Raw genomic sequence first — 16,873 nt, 5'->3', positions numbered from 1 at the left:
AGACGCCTTCGCCGCGGCGACAGCCGTACTCTCCGGCCGGGCCAGCGGGACCCCCAAGACCCACGACGGCATCGTGGAGGCCATCCGCGCCCTGCAAGTGGTCCGCCGCTCGGCCGTCAAAGCCCGCACACAGATCATCAACCAGATCCGCAACCTCATCATCACCGCGCCGGACGAGGTCCGTGAGCGGCTACGCACCCTGGCCCCCGCCGAGCTGATCAAGCAGCTGTCACGGTCCCGGCCCGGCGCGGACACCCGCGATCCGGCCTGCGCGGTCAGGATCTCCCTGCGGCGCCTGGCCCGGCGCCACCAATACCTCACCGCGGAGATCGCCGACGCCGATGCCGAGCTGAAGTCGCTGGTGGTCGAAGCGGCACCCTCGCTGGTCGCACTGTCCGGAGTGGGCATCGAGACCGCCGCCCAGCTCCTGATCACCGCCGGCGACAACCCCGAGCGGCTCACCTCGGAGGCATCGTTCGCGCACCTGTGCGCGGCAGCCCCCATCCAGGCCAGCTCGGGCCGCACCAACCGGCACCGCCTCAACCGCGGCGGCGACCGCCGGGCCAACCACGCACTCCACATGATCGCGCTGGTCCGCATGCGCTACGACCAGCGGACCCAGAACTACGTCGCCCGCCGCACCTCCGAAGGCATGTCCAAGAAGGACATCCTCCGCTGCCTCAAACGGTTCATCGCCCGCGAGGTCTACGGGCACCTCACCCGTCCCCACCACACACCGAAACCACTCACACAGACCGCTTGACGGCCTATAGGAGCGTCATCAACGACACCGGACGGGGGCGTACGCCAGCGTCTCTGTCCGGCTGTCACACCAGCCGACGACCGCAGTCGGAGCGGGCTCGGATCGAACTCCTAAAGCGGTGCTCGCCCCCAGCCAGTTCAGAACGAGGAAGAGAAGCCGGCGGACTGGTCGAGGTGAAACGGTGAGCCCGCATGAGTGGGGACCCAACCCTGTAGTAGGGCGACCTGGATAGCGTCGGCAACATCGGAGGGCAGTACCGGATTGCCCGAGCGTCCAATCCAGTTGCCGGTGTGAGGCTGGTTCGTGGTGACGACGAGAGTCGTCCCAGGATGATCCGCACGCTCCACGGCGTAAGCACACGGCGACCAGCAGAGGGCCTGGCTGTAGGTGGGCCTGCGTCGCAGCCGCCAGCGGTAGATCGCGCCGTCCACGACTATGCGCCGCGCTCCCTTACGGCTCAGTGTCATGTCTGCCCCCCCGATGCCGGGATGCTAGCGGACCCAGCCCACAGCGGCGGCACGGTGCGATGTCCGGGCCGTCCCTGGGCCGTACGACGTCACCCGACGTGGACCGACAACGACAGAAGCCCACGGCATCTGAACTGGTCAGAGCCGTGGGCTTCGTCAGTCCCGCTGGTGAGCCGGACCGGTGATCAGTAGACGGGCTTGTGCGGTTCGATCTGGTTGACCCAGCCGATCACGCCGCCGCCGACGTGGACGGCGTCGGCGAAGCCCGCGGACTTCAGGACGGCGAGGACTTCCGCACTGCGGACGCCCGTCTTGCAGTGCAAGACGATCTTCCTGTCCTGCGGCAGGCTCTCCAGCGCGGTGCCCATGAGGAACTCGTTCTTCGGGATCAGCCGGGCGCCCGGGATGGAGACGATCTCGTACTCGTTGGGCTCGCGGACGTCGATGATCTCGATGCTCTCGCCGTCGTCGATCCACTCCTTGAGCTGCTTGGGAGTGATCGTCGAGCCGGCGGCGGCCGCCTGGGCCTCCTCGGACACGACGCCGCAGAAGGCCTCGTAGTCGATGAGCTCGGTGACGGTCGGGTTCTCGCCGCAGACCGCGCAGTCGGGGTCCTTGCGGACCTTGACCTGGCGGTACTGCATCTCCAGGGCGTCGTAGATCATCAGGCGGCCGACCAGCGGCTCACCGATGCCGGCGAGGAGCTTGATCGCCTCGTTGACCTGGATGGAGCCGATGGACGCGCACAGCACGCCCAGCACGCCGCCCTCGGCGCAGGAGGGGACCATGCCGGGGGGCGGGGGCTCCGGGTAGAGGCAGCGGTAGCAGGGCCCGTGCTCGGACCAGAAGACGGAGGCCTGACCGTCGAAGCGGTAGATGGAGCCCCACACGTACGGCTTGTTCAGCAGCACACACGCGTCGTTGACCAGGTAACGGGTGGCGAAGTTGTCCGTGCCGTCGATGATCAGGTCGTACTGGCTGAAGATGTCCATCACGTTGTCGGCCTCGAGCCGCTCCTCGTGCAGGACCACGTTCACGTACGGGTTGATGCCCTTGACCGTGTCACGCGCGGATTCGGCCTTCGAACGGCCGATGTCGGACTGGCTGTGGATGATCTGGCGCTGCAGGTTCGACTCGTCGACCTCGTCGAACTCCACGATGCCGAGCGTGCCCACGCCCGCCGCCGCCAGGTACATCAGGGCGGGCGAGCCCAGGCCGCCGGCGCCCACACACAGCACCTTGGCGTTCTTCAGCCGCTTCTGCCCGTCCATCCCCACGTCCGGGATGATCAGGTGGCGGGAGTACCTGCGAACCTCGTCTACGGTGAGCTCGGAAGCGGGCTCCACCAGGGGTGGCAACGACACGGGGACTCCGTTGGTCGGTCGATCACTACGGTTGTACTTCCCGTAACACTGCCATGGTCTTCTTCATTCCGAGACACCTGTTCCGAGCCGCGAGACGATGTCGTCCCAGTAGCCGGGCAGGCACTCCCAGGGGTCGGCGCGGCCCCCACGGTCCGTGCGGTCCGTGAACCAGATGGTCGCCGCACCCTGCCAGCGGGCGATGCGCAGAGCCTCGTCGAGATGCCCGCGCGGCACACCGTGCACGAAGTGGCAGAAGCGCTCCGGAGGATGGTCGGCGGTCCACTCCGCGACCTGCGACCAGCGGTAGTCGCTCCAGGGCCCGGAGAAGGTCACGAGCTGGTCGCCGACCCCGGCGTAGTCCGGGTGCGGGTGGGTGCCGTGGCCGAGGACGATGTGCGCTCCCTCACGCAGTCCCCGGAGCGCCCCGGCCACGCGTCGGACCGCCGGCAGGGCGGCGCGGTCGGCCGGACAGCGGTCCAGCAGGAATCCGTCGGTCCGGTACCACTCGGCGTACCGGCGCGCGTCGGCGGCCAGGTCGGTGAGGGTCCGCAGGCCGTGCGCGGCGTCGAGGCGGCCGAGCACCCGCACGCCCCCGTTGCGCAGGCGCCCGGCCGCGTCCAGGCAGTGCGGGTCGGGACGGACGCCGGGGCCGTCGGCGACGTCGAGGACCACCCAGTGCAGGGGCCTGCCCGGCCGGGTCAGCTCGGTCCACTCGGCCGGGGCGAGCAGGGGGTGGGCGCAGCCGGGCACGCCGAATCCGGTACGCACCTCGGTGCTGGACATGCCCGCCGGGGTGCTGGTCAGATACGGCATGCCGCCTCCATCCAGATGTCGGCGAGGGACTCCTCGAGGCTGATCCGGGGGCGCCAGCCCAGCCGGTCGCGCGCGGTGCGCACGTCGGCCTGCTGCCAGCTGCCGCAGCCGTCGGGGTACGGGTACGCGACCGGGGCCGGGTGGTCCGGCTCGCCGCGGGGGTGCCCGATGGCGGGCCTGAGGTGGCCGCCGGGCGGGCCGTCCAGTTCGTTCAGGGCGCCGCCGTATCCGGCGACCCTGGCCAGGACGGCGGCGGCGTCCCGCAGCCGTACGGCGCGGCCCGAGCCGATGTTGATGACGCCCTGCGCGGCCGACAGGGAGGCGGCGTGGACGGCGCGGGCCACGTCGCGGACGTCGACGAAGTCGCGCTGGGCGCCCAGGCCGCCGAGCTTGAGTTCGCCGTCGCCGGACTGCATGGCGCGGCGCATGGCCTCGGCGAGCCGGCCGAGCGGGGAGCCGGCCGGGGTGCCCGGTCCGGCGGGTGAGAAGACCCGGAGCACGACGGCGTCGAGCCCGGAGCCGAGGACCAGCTCGGTGGCGGCGAGCTTGCTGACGCCGTAGGGCCCTCCCGGGCGGGGCACGGCGTCCTCGGCGGTGCACGAGCCGGGCTGGCTCGGGCCGTACTCGGCGCTGCAGCCGATCTGCACCAGACGGGCACCGCAGCCGCTGCGCCGCAGAGCCTCGCAGACGGTGGCGACGGCGACGGTGTTGTGCCGGGTGAGTTCGCGGGCGCCGCCCCGGGTGGCACCGGCGCAGTTGATGACGACCCCGGGGTGGACCGCGTCGAGGAAGCGGGTCAGCGCGCCGGGGCTGCCCGCCGCGAGGTCGAAGCGGACGTCCGCGTCGTCGCCGCGGCCGAGGGCGGTGAGCTGGACGGCCGGGTCGGCGAGGAGGCGGTCGGCGACGAACCGGCCGAGGTATCCGTTGGCGCCGATCAGCAGGACTCTCATCGGTCGGCTCCCGGGGTGTGCGCTCCGGTGGCTGCGGATGCTCCGGATCGGGAGGTGGTCATCTGGCGTTCTCCTTCAGGGGTGGTGCGCAGGGGGTGCTCGGGCTCGGGGTGGCTCGGGGTGGGGCGAGGCGGTCGCACGGGCGCGGCGGCCGCGTCCCGGGCGGCACCCGGTGCCGCCGGCCGCGCCGGGCCGTCCGGGTGTGCGGCTCGGGCCCGCGGGAGTGCGTAGCGCCCGCTCGGCGTCCCGCGCCGCCGGGGCGCGCGGGCCGGGGCGTGGGCGCCCGGCCCGCGCGGGCGGGTGTCCCGGAGTCCCTCACGGCGGGCCCTCCGCCGAAGCGTGGGCCGACGCCCTGGCCAGCCTGCGGGTCGCGTGGACGAGGAGCAGGCAGGCGGCCGCTCCGCAGGCGAGGGCCGGGACGCTCCCCGGGCCCCAGCGCGCGACGAGGGTGTCGACCGGTACGGCCAGGACGTCGCAGCCCGGGAGGCGGGCCGCGAAGACGGCGGCCTGGGCGGCGGCCTCGGTCCCGGCCGCGACGGCGAGGCCCACCACCGGCGCGTGGTGGAAGCCGTGCGCCGCGAGGAGCCGGGCGAGCAGGAGCAGGGCGCCGAGGGCGAGGGCCTGGGCGTAGGCGGCGGGCTCGTGGAGCACCGCGCCGCAGGCGGCGAGCAGGGCGGTCAGAGCGCATAGGAACATGCCGAACGTGCCGAGCAGCAGGGGCCGCACCGAGGCGGCGAACTCCTCCAGGCCGTGGCTGGCGTGCAGCCGGCGCCGGGCGCGCAGGGCGAAGAGGTGGGCTGCCCCCGCCGCCGGGGCGCAGGCGAGGGTGAGGGCCAGGACGGGTGCGACGGCCACGGGCCAGGGACCGGCGGCGGTGCCGTCCGGCAGTCCGTCGGGGCCGCCCGCCACGGCGGCGCCCAGCAGGCCGTCGCCGAGGAGGGCGTAGCCGAGGAGCCAGGACGTGCACCTCCGGGCGCCCGGCGTGTGCGGGCCGCCCGGCACGGGCCGCCTCACGCTCAGCGGGCCGTGGCGGAGCACGGCGCGCACGGCGAGGGCGACGGCGAGGACACCGGCGGCGGCCGCCAGCAGGCGGGGGCGGCCGTCGGTGAGGCGCGTTGCGGTCACGGCCGCCGCGCACAGCGCGCCGGGCAGCAGGCTGAGCGGGATCCAGCGGGCGCCAGTGCGGGGTGCGGCGGCGGTGACGGGGCGTGCGGGGGCGTCGCCGTCACGGGGAACACGGGCGTACATCTCCTCGGCGAGCGAGAAGACGTCGCGGTGGCGGAACCGGGCGGCGGTCCGGTCGGTGACACCGTGGGCCTCCAGGCCGGCGGCGATCTCCAGGGGGTCGACGGCCCGTTCGCACAGGGCGCGGTGGCGGTGCATCAGCACCTTCACCGGGTCGGCGGCACCCCGGCGGAGGCTGACGCCCCGGGTCCGGCCGGCGTCGCCGGGGGTCCGCGCGTGGTCCCGGGGCCATGGCTGCGTGCGCGCGTCCGTCGCGGCGGGGGCGGCGGGGGCGGCGGGGGTGCCGGCGTGGTCCGGCCGGGTCGGGCCGGCTGCCGGACCCGTGGCCGGGCCGGTCGTCGGGCCGGTCATCGTGCGGCCTCCGGGGCGGTGCCGTGGGCCGTGGCGCGTACCGGGGCGCCGGCCGCCCACGCGGGGGCGCCGCGCGTTTCGGCGGACGTGCCCGTCCAGTACCCGGGCAGGTGGGCCTCGGCCGGGTCGGCGAAGGGCAGGGGGGCGCCGGTGCCGTCGAGCACGACGCGCCGCACCGGGCACCGCGAGACGATCTCGAGGTAGATGCCGTGGAACGCGGCGATGTTCTGCTCGACGGTGAAGAGTTCGAGCGCGCGGGCACGGGCGGCCGCGCCGAGGCGCGCACGGCGCTCGGGGTCGCACAGCAGTGCCACGCACGCTTCGGCGAGCGCCCGCGGGTTGCGCGGGGGCACGACGAGTCCGGTGCCGCCCACCACCTCCACGACCGCGCCGACGTCGGTGGACACCGTGGCACGACCGCAGAACATGGCCTCGACGAGGCCGCGCGGGAAACCCTCGACGACGCTCGACAGGACGGTCACCGCGCCGGACGCGTACACGTCGGCGACGGTCCGTGCCTCCGGGCCGCCGACCTCCTCGAAGGAGACCGGGTTGTCGCCGACGGTGTGCGGCCCCTCCGCCTCGTCGGGGAAGAGCTGGGCGGCCAGCGCCCGGCAGTGCCCCAGGTACTCGGCCCCCTCGGGGCTCGTCGGCGCGCCCACGATGCGCAGGCGTGTCCCCGGCTGCCGCCTGCGGACCTCGGCGAAGGCGTGGAGCAGCGACACCAGGTCCTTGGCCGGCTCGATGCGTCCGGCCCACACCAGCGTGCCGGGGTCGGCGGTGTCCGGCGCCTCGCCGACCTCGGCGAAGGGGGAGGCGTCCATGCCGGGGTGGACGGTGCGCAGGGTGGCGCGGTCCGCGCCGCAGCGTTCCTGCCAGCGGCGGGCGTGCGCGTTGCCGTGGGTGACGACGGCGGCCCGGCGGTAGGCCTCGGTCGCGAGCCGGCCGTGGAAGGCGGCGAGCAGGGCCCGTACGGCCGGCGCGGTGTCCTCGGCGCCCGGGGCCAGGTAGTGCGAGCGCAGTCGCACGCCGTACTCGGTGACGAGCAGGGGGACACCGCAGAAGTGGCGGGCGAGCAGTCCGGGCAGGGCGGCCGTGCCGCCGGCCGCGGTGTGGCAGAGGTCGGCCGCGCCGAGGTCGTCGTCCCCGTACCAGTCGAGCGAGAGGGGGCGCAGGGCGCGTTCCAGATGCCCGGCGACCGTGAGCAGGTCCGGCACGCGCGCCCCGCGCACGGCGCGCACGGCGCCTGGGGCGCGGCAGGCACCCTCCAGGGCGCGGACGGCGTCCTCGGAGCGCGGTGCGGCGCCCAGGCCGCCCTCGTCGCGGGCCAGGTCGGCCAGCGCGTAGAGCGCCCTGCCGAAACGGTCCGCCTGATCGTCCGGGCCTTCGGGGCCGGCCCTGTCACCCCGGTCGACGGCGCTCGTGGTGGCCAGGACCGCCGCCAGCTCCCCGTAGCACTCGGCGAAGCGGCGCCGCACGCGACGCCCGTGGAGCATCGCGCCGTCCTCGGCGTGCCACAGGGGTGCCGTGCGGATCCGGCCGACGTGCGGCGGCAGCGGCACCCAGCCCTCGTCCTCCTGCCGCCGGCTGCGGCTGAGGGCGTAGACGTCGAACTCGTGCTGCCCGAGTCCGCGCACGAGCCGGTCGCACCAGGGTCCGGACTCACCGCTCACATACGGGTAGCCGCCCTCCGTCACCAGTCCGATGCGCACGAGCACACCCCGCTTCCTCCCGTCCGGGGAGCCGCCGTCGGGCGGCTCGCAGCGGGAAGAACGTATGCGGACATGCCGGTGGCGCGGCGGACGGTTGTCCATCGCGCCACCAAAAGGGGTGAACGGTCGTAACTTTCCCGTGCGGGCCGCGTTCCGTCGCGCTAGGAGATCGTCCGCCCACGCACCGTCATGGCGGCGCGCGGACCCGTCAGCCTTCGGGGTGCACCCAGGCGTTGGGCAGGCAGTGGATCCCGTCGTGGTCGAGGAACTTCGTCTGCTGCTGCATCACCGGGGCGAGCTCGCCGTCCTTGTCGCAGTCGACGTGGCCGTGGCCGAGCCGGTGGCCGACCTCGTGGTTGATCAGCATCTGCCGGTAGGCGTGGATGCGGTCCCCGTACGTCGTGGACCCCTGCGCCCAGCGGTAGGCGTTGATCATCACGCGTTCGGTGGCGGCCGAGTCGCACGAGACGTTGTCCTCGGTCGTGTCCAGCCCCGACTTGGCGCACCACTCGGCCGTGGTGCCCGGGCTGGCGAGCGTGATCACGAAGTCCGGCTCACCGGAGGAGACCCGCTCGAAGGTGCGTTCGCCGCCGTGGGCCCAGCTGCGGTCGTCGTTGAGCGTCTTCTGCACGGCCTCGGCGAACAGCTCGCCGTCCAGTCCCAGTCCCCGCTCCACGTCCACCCGGTAGGTGTACTTGCGCCCCTTGCCCGGTGCCCTGGCGGAGCCGGGCACGACGTCGAACGCACCCGATCCCTTCAGCTCGGGGCTGAGCGGGTAGGTCAGGTCCATCTTCTGCTCGTACGACAGCGGCCTGGCGCCGGCGGCTCCGGAGGAGTCGTCGGGGCCGCCCGCGGCGATGGCGTCACCGGCCCCGCCGGTGGCCGACTGCGGCCGCGCCGCGGCGCCGGTACGGCCGTCGGCGACCTGCCCGGCGACGACGACGGCGAGCACCGTGGTGACGGCGGCGGCCGCGATGCCGGTGAACGTGCGCCCCTTGGTACCCCTGCGCTCCGCCGGCTCGCCGGCCGGCGACGAGGCGCCGTCACCGGCGCCGTCACCGGCGCCATGACCGGGCTCGGCGTTCCGTGCGGACGCGGCGTTCCGCCCCGCCGGGACGTTGCGCCCCGTCCCGGCGCTCTGCCCGGGCGCAGCGTCCCGTCCGGGCGCGGAGTGGGCCGGGTCCGAGGAGGGGACGGTGGCGGGACCGCGGCGCGCGAAGACGTTCTCGTCCTCGTCGAAGGCGTCCACGTACGCCTGCCGGGGTCCGTCGGGCGGCGCCTGCCGCTGCCGGGGAAGTGCGACGCCCCGGGAGGCCCGTCGTTCCCGCGCACCGCCGACTCCGCCGCCCGCCTCGAACGCGCCCCAGGCGCCGCCCGCTTCACGCTGCTCGGGATGTCCGCCTCGGGCCCGGGGACCGCCGTGGCCCTGGGCTGCGCCGGGGCTGCTCGGCACGCCGTGGGCCGGGGTTCCGGCGGGCACCCCCGGGACACCGCCACCGCGAGCGCGTGTGCCGTCCGGCACACGCGGAACACCGCGGGCCGGCGTCCCGCCGCCGGAACGCGGCACCCCGTACCCGGGCGTCGCCCCGCCGGAACGCGACACGCCCTGCGCGGGCGCCCCGTCACCGGAACGCGGCACCCCGTACGCGGGCGTCCCGCCGGCCGTCCGCGGCACCCCGTACGCGGGCGTCCCGCCGGCCGTCCGCGGCACCCCGTACGCGGGCGTCCCGTCGGGCAGCCGTGGCCCTCCGTACGCATGTGCCGGGGCCGCGCCCGGCGGCTGCTGCCCGGGCGCCGGCGCGGGGCCCGGGCGCCGGCCGGCCGACGGCGGGGCACCCGGAGCGGGCCGGCCGCCCGGGGCCGCGCCCAGAGCCTGCCGGCTCTCCGGGACCGCACCCGGAGCGGGCCGGACGGCCCGACGGCCGCGGTCCTCCGCGGTCTCGCGCCGGTCGCCGTCCTCGCGCCGGTCCCGGCCTTCCCGGCCTTCCCGTCCCTCGCGGCCCGTTCGGCCGTCCCGTCCTGCAGTTGTCTCCGCGGTGCTGCCGTCCTTGGCGGCCGGCCCGCGGCGGCTGTGGCGTCCCACCTCGCCCCTCAGCCTCCTGTACTCGCGTCGGCGCCCGCGTCGGCAGCCGTGCCGTCGGGCCGCGCGCCGTCCGGTCCCGTACCGTCCGGTCGCGCGCCGTCGAGTCTCGCACCGCCCGGCGTTCCGCCGTCCGGAGAAACGCCGCGGACGTCACCGCGTGCGGAGCGAGCCGGGGCCCCGTCCCCCGCGGCGGCACGGGCCGCCGCGTCGCCGTCCCCGGCCTGCCCCGTGTCCCGGAGCAGGTCACGGAAGGCGGTCGCCACCGTCTCGGGGTACTCCATCATCGCCACGTGCCCGGCGTCGGGCAGGGTGAGCAGGCGGGCGTCGCGGAACGCGCGGGCCGCCTTCTGCGCCATGCGGAAGCCGACCAGCTGGTCCCGCGCGCCGTAGACGAGGAGCGTGGGCGCCAGGACGCGTTCGGCCTGGCGCCACAGCCCGTGCTGGCCGCCGAGCGTGTAGGCGTTGACGATGCCGCGTGCCGAGCGCGCCATCGCGTCCCAGTGGTAGGGCAGCCGCAGCCGCCGCTCCATCTCCTCCACCGCGTTGCGGAAGCCCTCGGGCGTCACCCGGCCCGGATCGCCGTAGCACAGCGCCATGACCCCGCGGACGCGCTGCTCGACCGTCCATTTGCTGGTCATGCGTGTGAAGAGGGGCGCGATGCCCGGCACGGCGAGCAGTCCCGTCGGCACGGCGCTGCGCTGCACGCGGATCTCGGGCAGGGCCGGGGAGACGAGGGTCAGCGTGCGGACGAGGTCGGGCCGCACGGCGGCCACACGCGTGGCGATCGCCCCGCCCATCGAGTTGCCGAACAGATGGTGGGGGCCGCGTCCGGAGGCGTCGAGGTAGCGGATGACCGCGCGCGCGTGGCCGGTCACGGAGTAGTCGCCGTCGTCCGGCGGCGGGGAGTCCCCGAAGCCCGGCAGGTCGAGCGCCTCCCCGTCGACGACGTCGTTGATCAGGGCCATGAGCGCCGACCAGTTCTGCGAGGAGCCGCCCAGTCCGTGGACGTACAGGGCGGGCGGCAGCCCCTTCCGAGCGGGCGGCCTGGACCGGACGCTCAGGGTCACCCCCGGCAGCCCGACCGACCGCAGCCGTTCACCTTCCTCGACCCTGACGGGCGCCACCTGCGGCAGCACATTGGCGGGCGGCACGGAGGGCAGCTCGGTCGAAGACATGCGGCAATGTTACGAGACGATCACGCAGTGGTTCACGTGTTCGCCATCACACGCCGCAGGCCGGTCCGGGGCGGCCGGGAACCCGCGCGCTCACGGCCGCCGACCGCATGGCGTCCACCTGGGGTGTCTCCTACTCTCGTACAGAGGGCACCCGCATGTGGCCCCTGAATCTCCAGGGACGTTCGTACGAAGGGAGCCCAGTATGACCATTGATCCCACCGATCCCATCGATCCCACCGATCCCGAGACGTTCGAGGACACCGAGGACGCCGAGGCGGGCAGGGAGATCGACGTCGAAGCCCCCGAGGGCGACGCCGCCGAGCAGCTGGCGGACGTCGCGCCCGACCGCGACGAGCCCCTCGCCGGTGTGGAGCCGGACCGGGCGAGTGAGGCAGACCTCGCGGAGCAGGCTCGCGTCGTCCCCCTCGACGAGGACGACTACCGGTGACGCGCGGGACGAGGCGTGAGGTGGTCCGCGGACCGGGGAGCCACGCGACGGGCGCGGTGACGTCCGCGGTGGCGCACGGCAGAGGCCGCCGCTGAGCAGCGGCGGCGCCGGGCCCCGCCCGGCATGACCCCGTATGGAACCTTCCGCGCCGCCGTCGGCACCGTCCGGTCCGTGAAAAACTGCGCTCGCACCGCGCACAGCACGGTTACCGAAAAGTACGATGGCGGCGCGGTCCACACCGCATCAGGACGAATTTGGGAGGCGGCGTGACAGCCATCGAGCAGACAGAGGCGGCACGCCCGCGCGGCACCCGCCTGCCGCGCCGTGCCCGGCGCAACCAGCTGCTGGGTGCCGCCCAGGAAGTCTTCGTGGCGCAGGGCTACCACGCGGCCGCCATGGACGACATCGCGGAGCGAGCCGGCGTCAGCAAGCCGGTGCTCTACCAGCACTTCCCGGGCAAGCTCGACCTCTACCTCGCCCTGCTGGACCAGCACTGCGCGTCGCTCATCCAGTCCGTGCGCAGCGCGCTCGCGTCGACCACGGACAACAAGCAGCGCGTGCGCGCCACGATGGACGCCTACTTCGCGTACGTGGAGGACGACGGCGGCGCCTTCCGGCTGGTCTTCGAGTCCGACCTGACGAACGAGCCCGCGGTGCGCGAGCGCGTCGACAAGGTCACCAACGAGTGCGCCGAGGCGATCTGCGAAGTGATCGCCGAGGACACCGGCCTCTCGCGCGCCGAGTCGATGCTGCTCGCCTCCGGCCTCGGCGGCCTCGCCCAGGTGGTGGCCCGCTCCTGGCTGCACAGCGACCGCAGCGTCCCGCGCGACCAGGCGGTGCAGCTGCTGACGTCGCTGGCATGGCGCGGCATCGCGGGCTTCCCCCTGCACGGCAGCGAACAGCATCACTGAGACGGCCCCGGCCGTCCGGGGCGGCCGGGGCCGGATTCCCGCGGGCTGTTCGCTCCTGGCGTGCCCCGCCACAGCGTTTACGTCCCCTCACCGGGCTAATGTGTGCGGGTACGGCGCGGAAGGTCGCGCACTTCACTGACCGTCGGAGGGACATAGCCGTGGAGGTCAAGATCGGCGTGCAGCACGCGCCCCGCGAGATCGTTCTGGAGAGCGGTCAGACCGCCGAGGAGGTCGAGCGCGTCGTGGCCGAGGCGCTGGCCGGCAAGTCGCAGCTGCTGAGCCTCGTGGACGAGCACGGCCGCAAGCTCCTGGTTCCGGCCGACCGGCTGGCGTACGTGGAGATCGGTGAGCCCGCCCCGCGCAAGGTGGGCTTCGGCGCGCTGTAGTCCCGGCCGAGACGAACGGAGGGGTCCGGCGGTCCGGTGGGACCGCCGGACCCCTCCTCGTGCGCGGACCCCTCCCCGGTGCCGCCCGCCTCCGCCCGGCCTTCACGGTTCTCATACGAACGGGCCACAGGGAGGGTTGCCTTCCGCAGGTCAGGGGTATGACGGGTCACGATCGTCGGGCACGGGCCGACCGTGCGGGAGGGACCACTCATGATCTTGGAAGCGTTCGGCTCGGCCGCGCTCGGTCTGCTGCTCGCATGGGCAGCGCTCCACCGGCTCTCGCACCGCCTGCCCGCCACGCCGCTGGTGCTGTCGACCGGGGTCGCGGGCGCGCTCTTCGGTGACTTCGTCACGCACAGCGCGCTGGGCACCGGCGGTGTCCTGCCGAGCCTCGTGGGCGCGGCGGTCGTCTCGGTCGCGTCCCTGTCGCTGCTGCTGCGCCCCGCGGGCAGACTGCGCCGGCGGTCCGCGCCGGCCTGATCCGGCGCCGGCGCCGGCGCGTCCCCCGAGGAGGCGGCCCACCCGGGCCGCAGGCCGTCAGGCGGCCAGACCCAGCGCCGACATGCGCTTGGTGTGCGCCTCGGTGATCCGGGAGAACATCCTGCCGACCTCGGCGAGGTCGAAGCCGTCCGCCACCCCGCCGACGAGCATGGTGGACAGCGCGTCCCGGTCGGCCACGACCCGCTGGGACTGCGACAGTGCCTCGCCCATCAGACGCCGCGCCCACAGCGCGAGCCGGCCGCCCACGCGCGGGTCCGCGTCGATGGCGGCGCGCACCTTCTCCACGGCGAAGCCGGCGTGACCGGTGTCGTCGAGGACGGCCAGCACCAGCTCCCGGGTGTCCACGTCCAGGCGGACGGCGACCTCACGGTAGAAGTCACTGGCGATCGAGTCTCCGACGTACGCCTTGACGAGGCCTTCGAGCCAGTCCGAGGGCGCCGTCTGCCGGTGGAAGCCGTCGAGCGCCGCGACAAACGGCTCCATGGCCGCGGTCGGCTCCTCGCCGATCTCGGCGAGCCGGTCGCGCAGCCGCTCGAAGTGGTGGAACTCGGCCGAGGCCATCTTCGCCAGCTCGGCCTTGTCCGCGAGGGTGGGCGCGAGCTTGGCGTCCTCCGCGAGCCGCTCGAACGCCGCCAGCTCCCCGTACGCCAGCGCGCCGAGCAGGTCCACGACCGCGGCGCGGTAGTGCGGGTCGGCGGAGGCCGCGGCCCAGTCCCGGGTGGAAACCCCGGTGCGCGCGGCGGGTGCGTCGGAGCCGTTGTCAGGCTTGTCAGAGCTCGTCATGCAGCGCACAATAGCCCGCTCTCCGCGCCACGCACGGACATGGCCGTTCAGTGTGACGACGGCTACGTGACCGAATCGGCCATCGCGTGTGCACGATTCCGGGGTATGGTGGTAAGTGCGCCCGGCGAGTACTTCGACGTACCTCGACAGGGCGCACGCATGAGGATGCCCGGTCGGTGGCCCGATCGGCTCCGACCCGACAGCCCTCCCTGGCCGACCGCACGCCCTGGCGCGTACGACGACCGGAGGGACCCTCAGCGGTTCGAGCGCTAGAGCGTCGGCTGTGGTCCCGTGCCACACGGTCCGCCCGTGAGAGCGGCCGTACGTCCCCGGCACGGTCGGACGACACGACCCCCGCGTTCGCCTCGCGCCGCGCACACAGAAGAGGCAGCACCCTGACTACGACGTTTCGTGAACTCGGAATCCTTCCCGAGACCGCCGAGGCCCTGGAGGCCGTCGGCATCACCTCTCCCTTCCCCATCCAGGAGATGACGCTTCCCGTGGCCCTCTCGGGCTCGGACGTCATCGGCCAGGCCAAGACGGGCACCGGCAAGACGCTGGGCTTCGGTCTCCCCCTCCTGGACCGCGTGACCGTTCCCGCCGACGTCGAGGCGGGCCGCGCCAAGCCCGAGGACCTCACCGGCGCGCCGCAGGCGCTCGTCGTCGTGCCCACGCGCGAGCTGTGCACGCAGGTCACCAACGACCTGCTGACCGCCGGCAAGGTGCGCAACGTGCGGGTCCTCGCCATCTACGGCGGCCGGGCCTACGAGCCCCAGGTCGAGGCCCTGCAGAAGGGCGTCGACGTGGTCGTCGGCACCCCGGGCCGCCTGCTGGACCTGGCGGGCCAGAGGAAGCTGGACCTGAAGCACATCAAGTCGCTGGTCCTCGACGAGGCCGACGAGATGCTCGACCTGGGCTTCCTGCCCGACGTCGAGAAGATCATCAACATGCTGCCGGCGAAGCGGCAGACCATGCTGTTCTCGGCGACCATGCCGGGCGCCGTGATCGGTCTGGCCCGCCGTTACATGTCCCAGCCCACGCACATCCGCGCCACCGCGCCGGACGACGAGGGCGCGACCGTGGCGAACACCAAGCAGTTCGTCTACCGGGCGCACTCCATGGACAAGCCGGAGATGATCGCGCGCATCCTGCAGGCCGATGGCCGCGGGCTGGCGATGATCTTCTGCCGGACCAAGCGCACCGCTGCCGACATCGCCGAGCAGCTGCAGCGGCGCGGCTTCGCCTCGGGCGCCGTCCACGGCGACCTCGGCCAGGGCGCCCGCGAGCAGGCCCTGCGCGCCTTCCGCAACGGCAAGGTGGACGTCCTCGTCTGCACCGACGTCGCCGCGCGCGGCATCGACGTCGAGGGCGTCACCCACGTCATCAACTACCAGTCGCCCGAGGACGAGAAGACGTTCCTGCACCGCGTCGGCCGTACCGGCCGCGCGGGCGCGAAGGGCACGGCGGTCACGTTCGTCGACTGGGACGACATCCCGCGCTGGCAGCTGATCAACAAGGCGCTGGAGCTGGGCTTCAACGACCCGGTGGAGACGTACTCCACATCCCCGCACCTGTTCGCCGACCTCAACATCCCCGCCGGCACCAAGGGCGTCCTGCCGCGCTCGGAGCGCACGCGCGCCGGGCTGGCGGCGGAGGAGCTGGAGGACCTCGGCGAGACGGGTGGCCGCGGTGGACGCGGTCGCGGTGGCCGGGACGACCGGGGCGCTGCCCGCACGGCCGACCGTGAGCGTCCGGAGCGCACGCCGCGCCGCCGGCGCCGTACGCGCAACGGCGCGCCGCTGGACTCGGCGCCCGGCGGCACGTCAGCCGACGGCGTGTCGGCGACCGGAGGCACCACGTCCGAGGAGGCCACCGGCCCGCGTACGCCGCGTCGCCGCCGGCGGATGCGCGGCGGGGAGCCGGCGCAGCCGGTGACCGCCGAGACCGCGGCCCCGCCCGCGGCTGCCGCCTCCGAGCCTGCCGCGCCTGCTGCGGCCGAGGCCGCGGTCACGACGGCGGAGGGCCCGGCCCTCGACGCCGCCGAGACGCCGGCCGCGCCGCGCCGCCGCCGCACCCGCAAGGCGGCGGAGCGCGCGGTGAGCACGGCTCAGACCGACGACACCGCACCGGCCGCTTTCACCGGCGCGATCGGCGACGCGGCCCCGGAGGCCGCGGAGACGGCGGTCACCGAGCCGAAGCCGCGCCGCCGCACCCGCAAGACCGCCGAGGCCCCCGAGGCCGCGGCCGTCACGGCCGAGGTCGCCGTCGACACCGCCGAGAGCGCGACGGAGACCAGGCCCCGCCGCACCCGCAGGACGGCGGCCGTGACGGCTCAGGCACCGGAGACCGACGCGGAGGCGGAGACCAAGCCGCGCCGCCGCACCCGCAAGGCCGCCGAAGCCCCCGAAACTCCCGAGGCCCCCGAGGTCGCGGTCGACACGGCCGAGGCCGCCGAGGCCAAGCCGCGCCGCACGCGGAAGAAGGCCGTCGCTGCCGTAGCGGCCGTCGACAGCGCCGAGGGTGTCACCGCGCAGGCCGAGGCCAAGCCGCGCCGCCGCACCCGCAAGGCCGCAGAAGCCGCGGAAGCCCCGGAGGCCGCCACGGCCGACATCCCGGCGCAGGCGACCGGGGAGCGGGAGGCGAAGCCGCGCCGCCGCACCCGCAAGGTCGCGGAAGCTCCTGAGGCGGCCGGTGACACGGCCGGGACGGGCGAGGCGGCCAAGCCCGCGCGCCGGACCCGGAAGGCGACGGCCACCGTGGACACGCAGGCCTGATCGGGCTCCCGCCCATCCGGCCGTACGGCAAGCCCGTACGAGCTGCTGCGGGACGTCCTCGGCGAGGTGCGGCAGGCGGCGGGCAGTTGGGGCATCTCGTTCGGGCTCGCCCCCGCGCACGCCCAGGGCCAGTACCAGGGGACCTCG

14 protein-coding genes are annotated in these 16,873 nt (G+C 74.5%); 6 read left to right on the top strand and 8 right to left on the bottom strand.

The genetic code is table 11. From position 1 onward, the window contains the following. Positions 1–763, top strand: a 763-nt coding sequence (locus ACWDNY_RS28840; RefSeq protein ID WP_451648743.1) for a transposase, incomplete at its 5' end; no start/stop codon positions are given. A 652-nt stretch (positions 764–1,415) separates the two neighbouring features. Here the strand turns inward: ACWDNY_RS28840 and moeZ are convergent. The 7 genes from moeZ to ACWDNY_RS28805 all read right to left on the bottom strand — a co-directional run bounded on the left by moeZ (position 1,416) and on the right by ACWDNY_RS28805 (position 10,923). Further along, the gene (moeZ, locus tag ACWDNY_RS28835) at positions 1,416–2,594 is read right to left on the bottom strand and encodes an adenylyltransferase/sulfurtransferase MoeZ (RefSeq protein WP_451648742.1); all 1,179 of its coding nucleotides are present in this window, start codon (positions 2,592–2,594) and stop codon (positions 1,416–1,418) included. Positions 2,595–2,657: 63 nt separating this feature from the next. Then, complete coding sequence (locus ACWDNY_RS28830) at positions 2,658–3,407, bottom strand: spherulation-specific family 4 protein (protein ID WP_451648741.1); 750 nt, start codon at positions 3,405–3,407, stop codon at positions 2,658–2,660. Beyond that, positions 3,395–4,357 (bottom strand): NAD-dependent epimerase/dehydratase family protein, encoded by a 963-nt coding sequence (locus ACWDNY_RS28825; RefSeq protein WP_451648740.1) that lies wholly within the window; start codon positions 4,355–4,357, stop codon positions 3,395–3,397. The genes ACWDNY_RS28830 and ACWDNY_RS28825 overlap by 13 nt, the downstream gene beginning before the upstream one ends. Positions 4,358–4,672: 315 nt before the next feature. Further along, positions 4,673–5,953 carry a hypothetical protein gene (locus ACWDNY_RS28820; RefSeq protein WP_451648739.1) on the bottom strand — a complete coding sequence of 427 codons (1,281 nt, stop codon included), beginning with the start codon at positions 5,951–5,953 and terminating at the stop codon, positions 4,673–4,675. Further along, positions 5,950–7,665 carry a DUF3492 domain-containing protein gene (locus ACWDNY_RS28815; RefSeq protein ID WP_451648745.1) on the bottom strand — a complete coding sequence of 572 codons (1,716 nt, stop codon included), beginning with the start codon at positions 7,663–7,665 and terminating at the stop codon, positions 5,950–5,952. Before ACWDNY_RS28815 ends, ACWDNY_RS28820 begins: the two co-directional genes overlap by 4 nt. A gap of 208 nt (positions 7,666–7,873) precedes the next feature. Beyond that, on the bottom strand, positions 7,874–9,535 hold the full coding sequence (locus ACWDNY_RS28810) for a DUF3152 domain-containing protein (RefSeq protein ID WP_451648744.1): 1,662 nt from the start codon (positions 9,533–9,535) through the stop codon (positions 7,874–7,876). A 221-nt stretch (positions 9,536–9,756) separates the two neighbouring features. Next, complete coding sequence (locus ACWDNY_RS28805; protein WP_451648738.1) at positions 9,757–10,923, bottom strand: alpha/beta fold hydrolase; 1,167 nt, start codon at positions 10,921–10,923, stop codon at positions 9,757–9,759. A 202-nt stretch (positions 10,924–11,125) separates the two neighbouring features. On the opposite strand from ACWDNY_RS28805, the gene ACWDNY_RS28800 reads away from it, so the two are divergent. From ACWDNY_RS28800 to ACWDNY_RS28785, 4 genes are all read left to right on the top strand, one after another. Then, positions 11,126–11,371, top strand: a complete 246-nt coding sequence (locus tag ACWDNY_RS28800) for a hypothetical protein (protein ID WP_451648737.1) — start codon at positions 11,126–11,128, stop codon at positions 11,369–11,371. A gap of 266 nt (positions 11,372–11,637) precedes the next feature. Then, complete coding sequence (locus ACWDNY_RS28795) at positions 11,638–12,282, top strand: TetR/AcrR family transcriptional regulator (protein ID WP_451648736.1); 645 nt, start codon at positions 11,638–11,640, stop codon at positions 12,280–12,282. 158 nt (positions 12,283–12,440) lie between these two features. Continuing rightward, on the top strand, positions 12,441–12,668 hold the full coding sequence (locus ACWDNY_RS28790; protein WP_030854792.1) for a DUF3107 domain-containing protein: 228 nt from the start codon (positions 12,441–12,443) through the stop codon (positions 12,666–12,668). Positions 12,669–12,878: 210 nt separating this feature from the next. Next, the gene (locus ACWDNY_RS28785; RefSeq protein WP_451648735.1) at positions 12,879–13,148 is read left to right on the top strand and encodes a hypothetical protein; all 270 of its coding nucleotides are present in this window, start codon (positions 12,879–12,881) and stop codon (positions 13,146–13,148) included. Positions 13,149–13,205: 57 nt separating this feature from the next. Here the strand turns inward: ACWDNY_RS28785 and ACWDNY_RS28780 are convergent, their stop codons facing one another. Then, positions 13,206–13,952 carry a ferritin-like fold-containing protein gene (locus ACWDNY_RS28780; protein ID WP_451648734.1) on the bottom strand — a complete coding sequence of 249 codons (747 nt, stop codon included), beginning with the start codon at positions 13,950–13,952 and terminating at the stop codon, positions 13,206–13,208. A gap of 488 nt (positions 13,953–14,440) precedes the next feature. Between ACWDNY_RS28780 and ACWDNY_RS28775 the strand changes: the two genes are divergently transcribed. Next, a complete protein-coding gene (locus tag ACWDNY_RS28775) occupies positions 14,441–16,726 on the top strand; it encodes a DEAD/DEAH box helicase (protein WP_451648733.1) in 2,286 nt (761 codons plus the stop codon). Positions 16,727–16,873 lie beyond the last annotated feature (147 nt).

The sequence above is a fragment of the Streptomyces sp. NPDC003697 genome (assembly GCF_053587115.1).
This window is presented reverse-complemented; position numbering and strand designations above follow the sequence as displayed.

What these genes read in the sequence shown, in the direction of transcription:
- ACWDNY_RS28825 (WP_451648740.1), bottom strand. Translation starts at nt 4,357, where the DNA reads ATGAGAGTCCTGCTGATCGGCGCCAACGGATACCTCGGCCGGTTCGTC.
- ACWDNY_RS28830 (WP_451648741.1), bottom strand. Translation starts at nt 3,407, where the DNA reads ATGCCGTATCTGACCAGCACCCCGGCGGGCATGTCCAGCACCGAGGTG.
- ACWDNY_RS28785 (WP_451648735.1), top strand. Translation starts at nt 12,879, where the DNA reads ATGATCTTGGAAGCGTTCGGCTCGGCCGCGCTCGGTCTGCTGCTCGCA.
- ACWDNY_RS28820 (WP_451648739.1), bottom strand. Translation starts at nt 5,953, where the DNA reads ATGACCGGCCCGACGACCGGCCCGGCCACGGGTCCGGCAGCCGGCCCG.
- ACWDNY_RS28780 (WP_451648734.1), bottom strand. Translation starts at nt 13,952, where the DNA reads ATGACGAGCTCTGACAAGCCTGACAACGGCTCCGACGCACCCGCCGCG.
- ACWDNY_RS28775 (WP_451648733.1), top strand. Translation starts at nt 14,441, where the DNA reads ATGACGCTTCCCGTGGCCCTCTCGGGCTCGGACGTCATCGGCCAGGCC.
- ACWDNY_RS28805 (WP_451648738.1), bottom strand. Translation starts at nt 10,923, where the DNA reads ATGTCTTCGACCGAGCTGCCCTCCGTGCCGCCCGCCAATGTGCTGCCG.
- ACWDNY_RS28800 (WP_451648737.1), top strand. Translation starts at nt 11,126, where the DNA reads ATGACCATTGATCCCACCGATCCCATCGATCCCACCGATCCCGAGACG.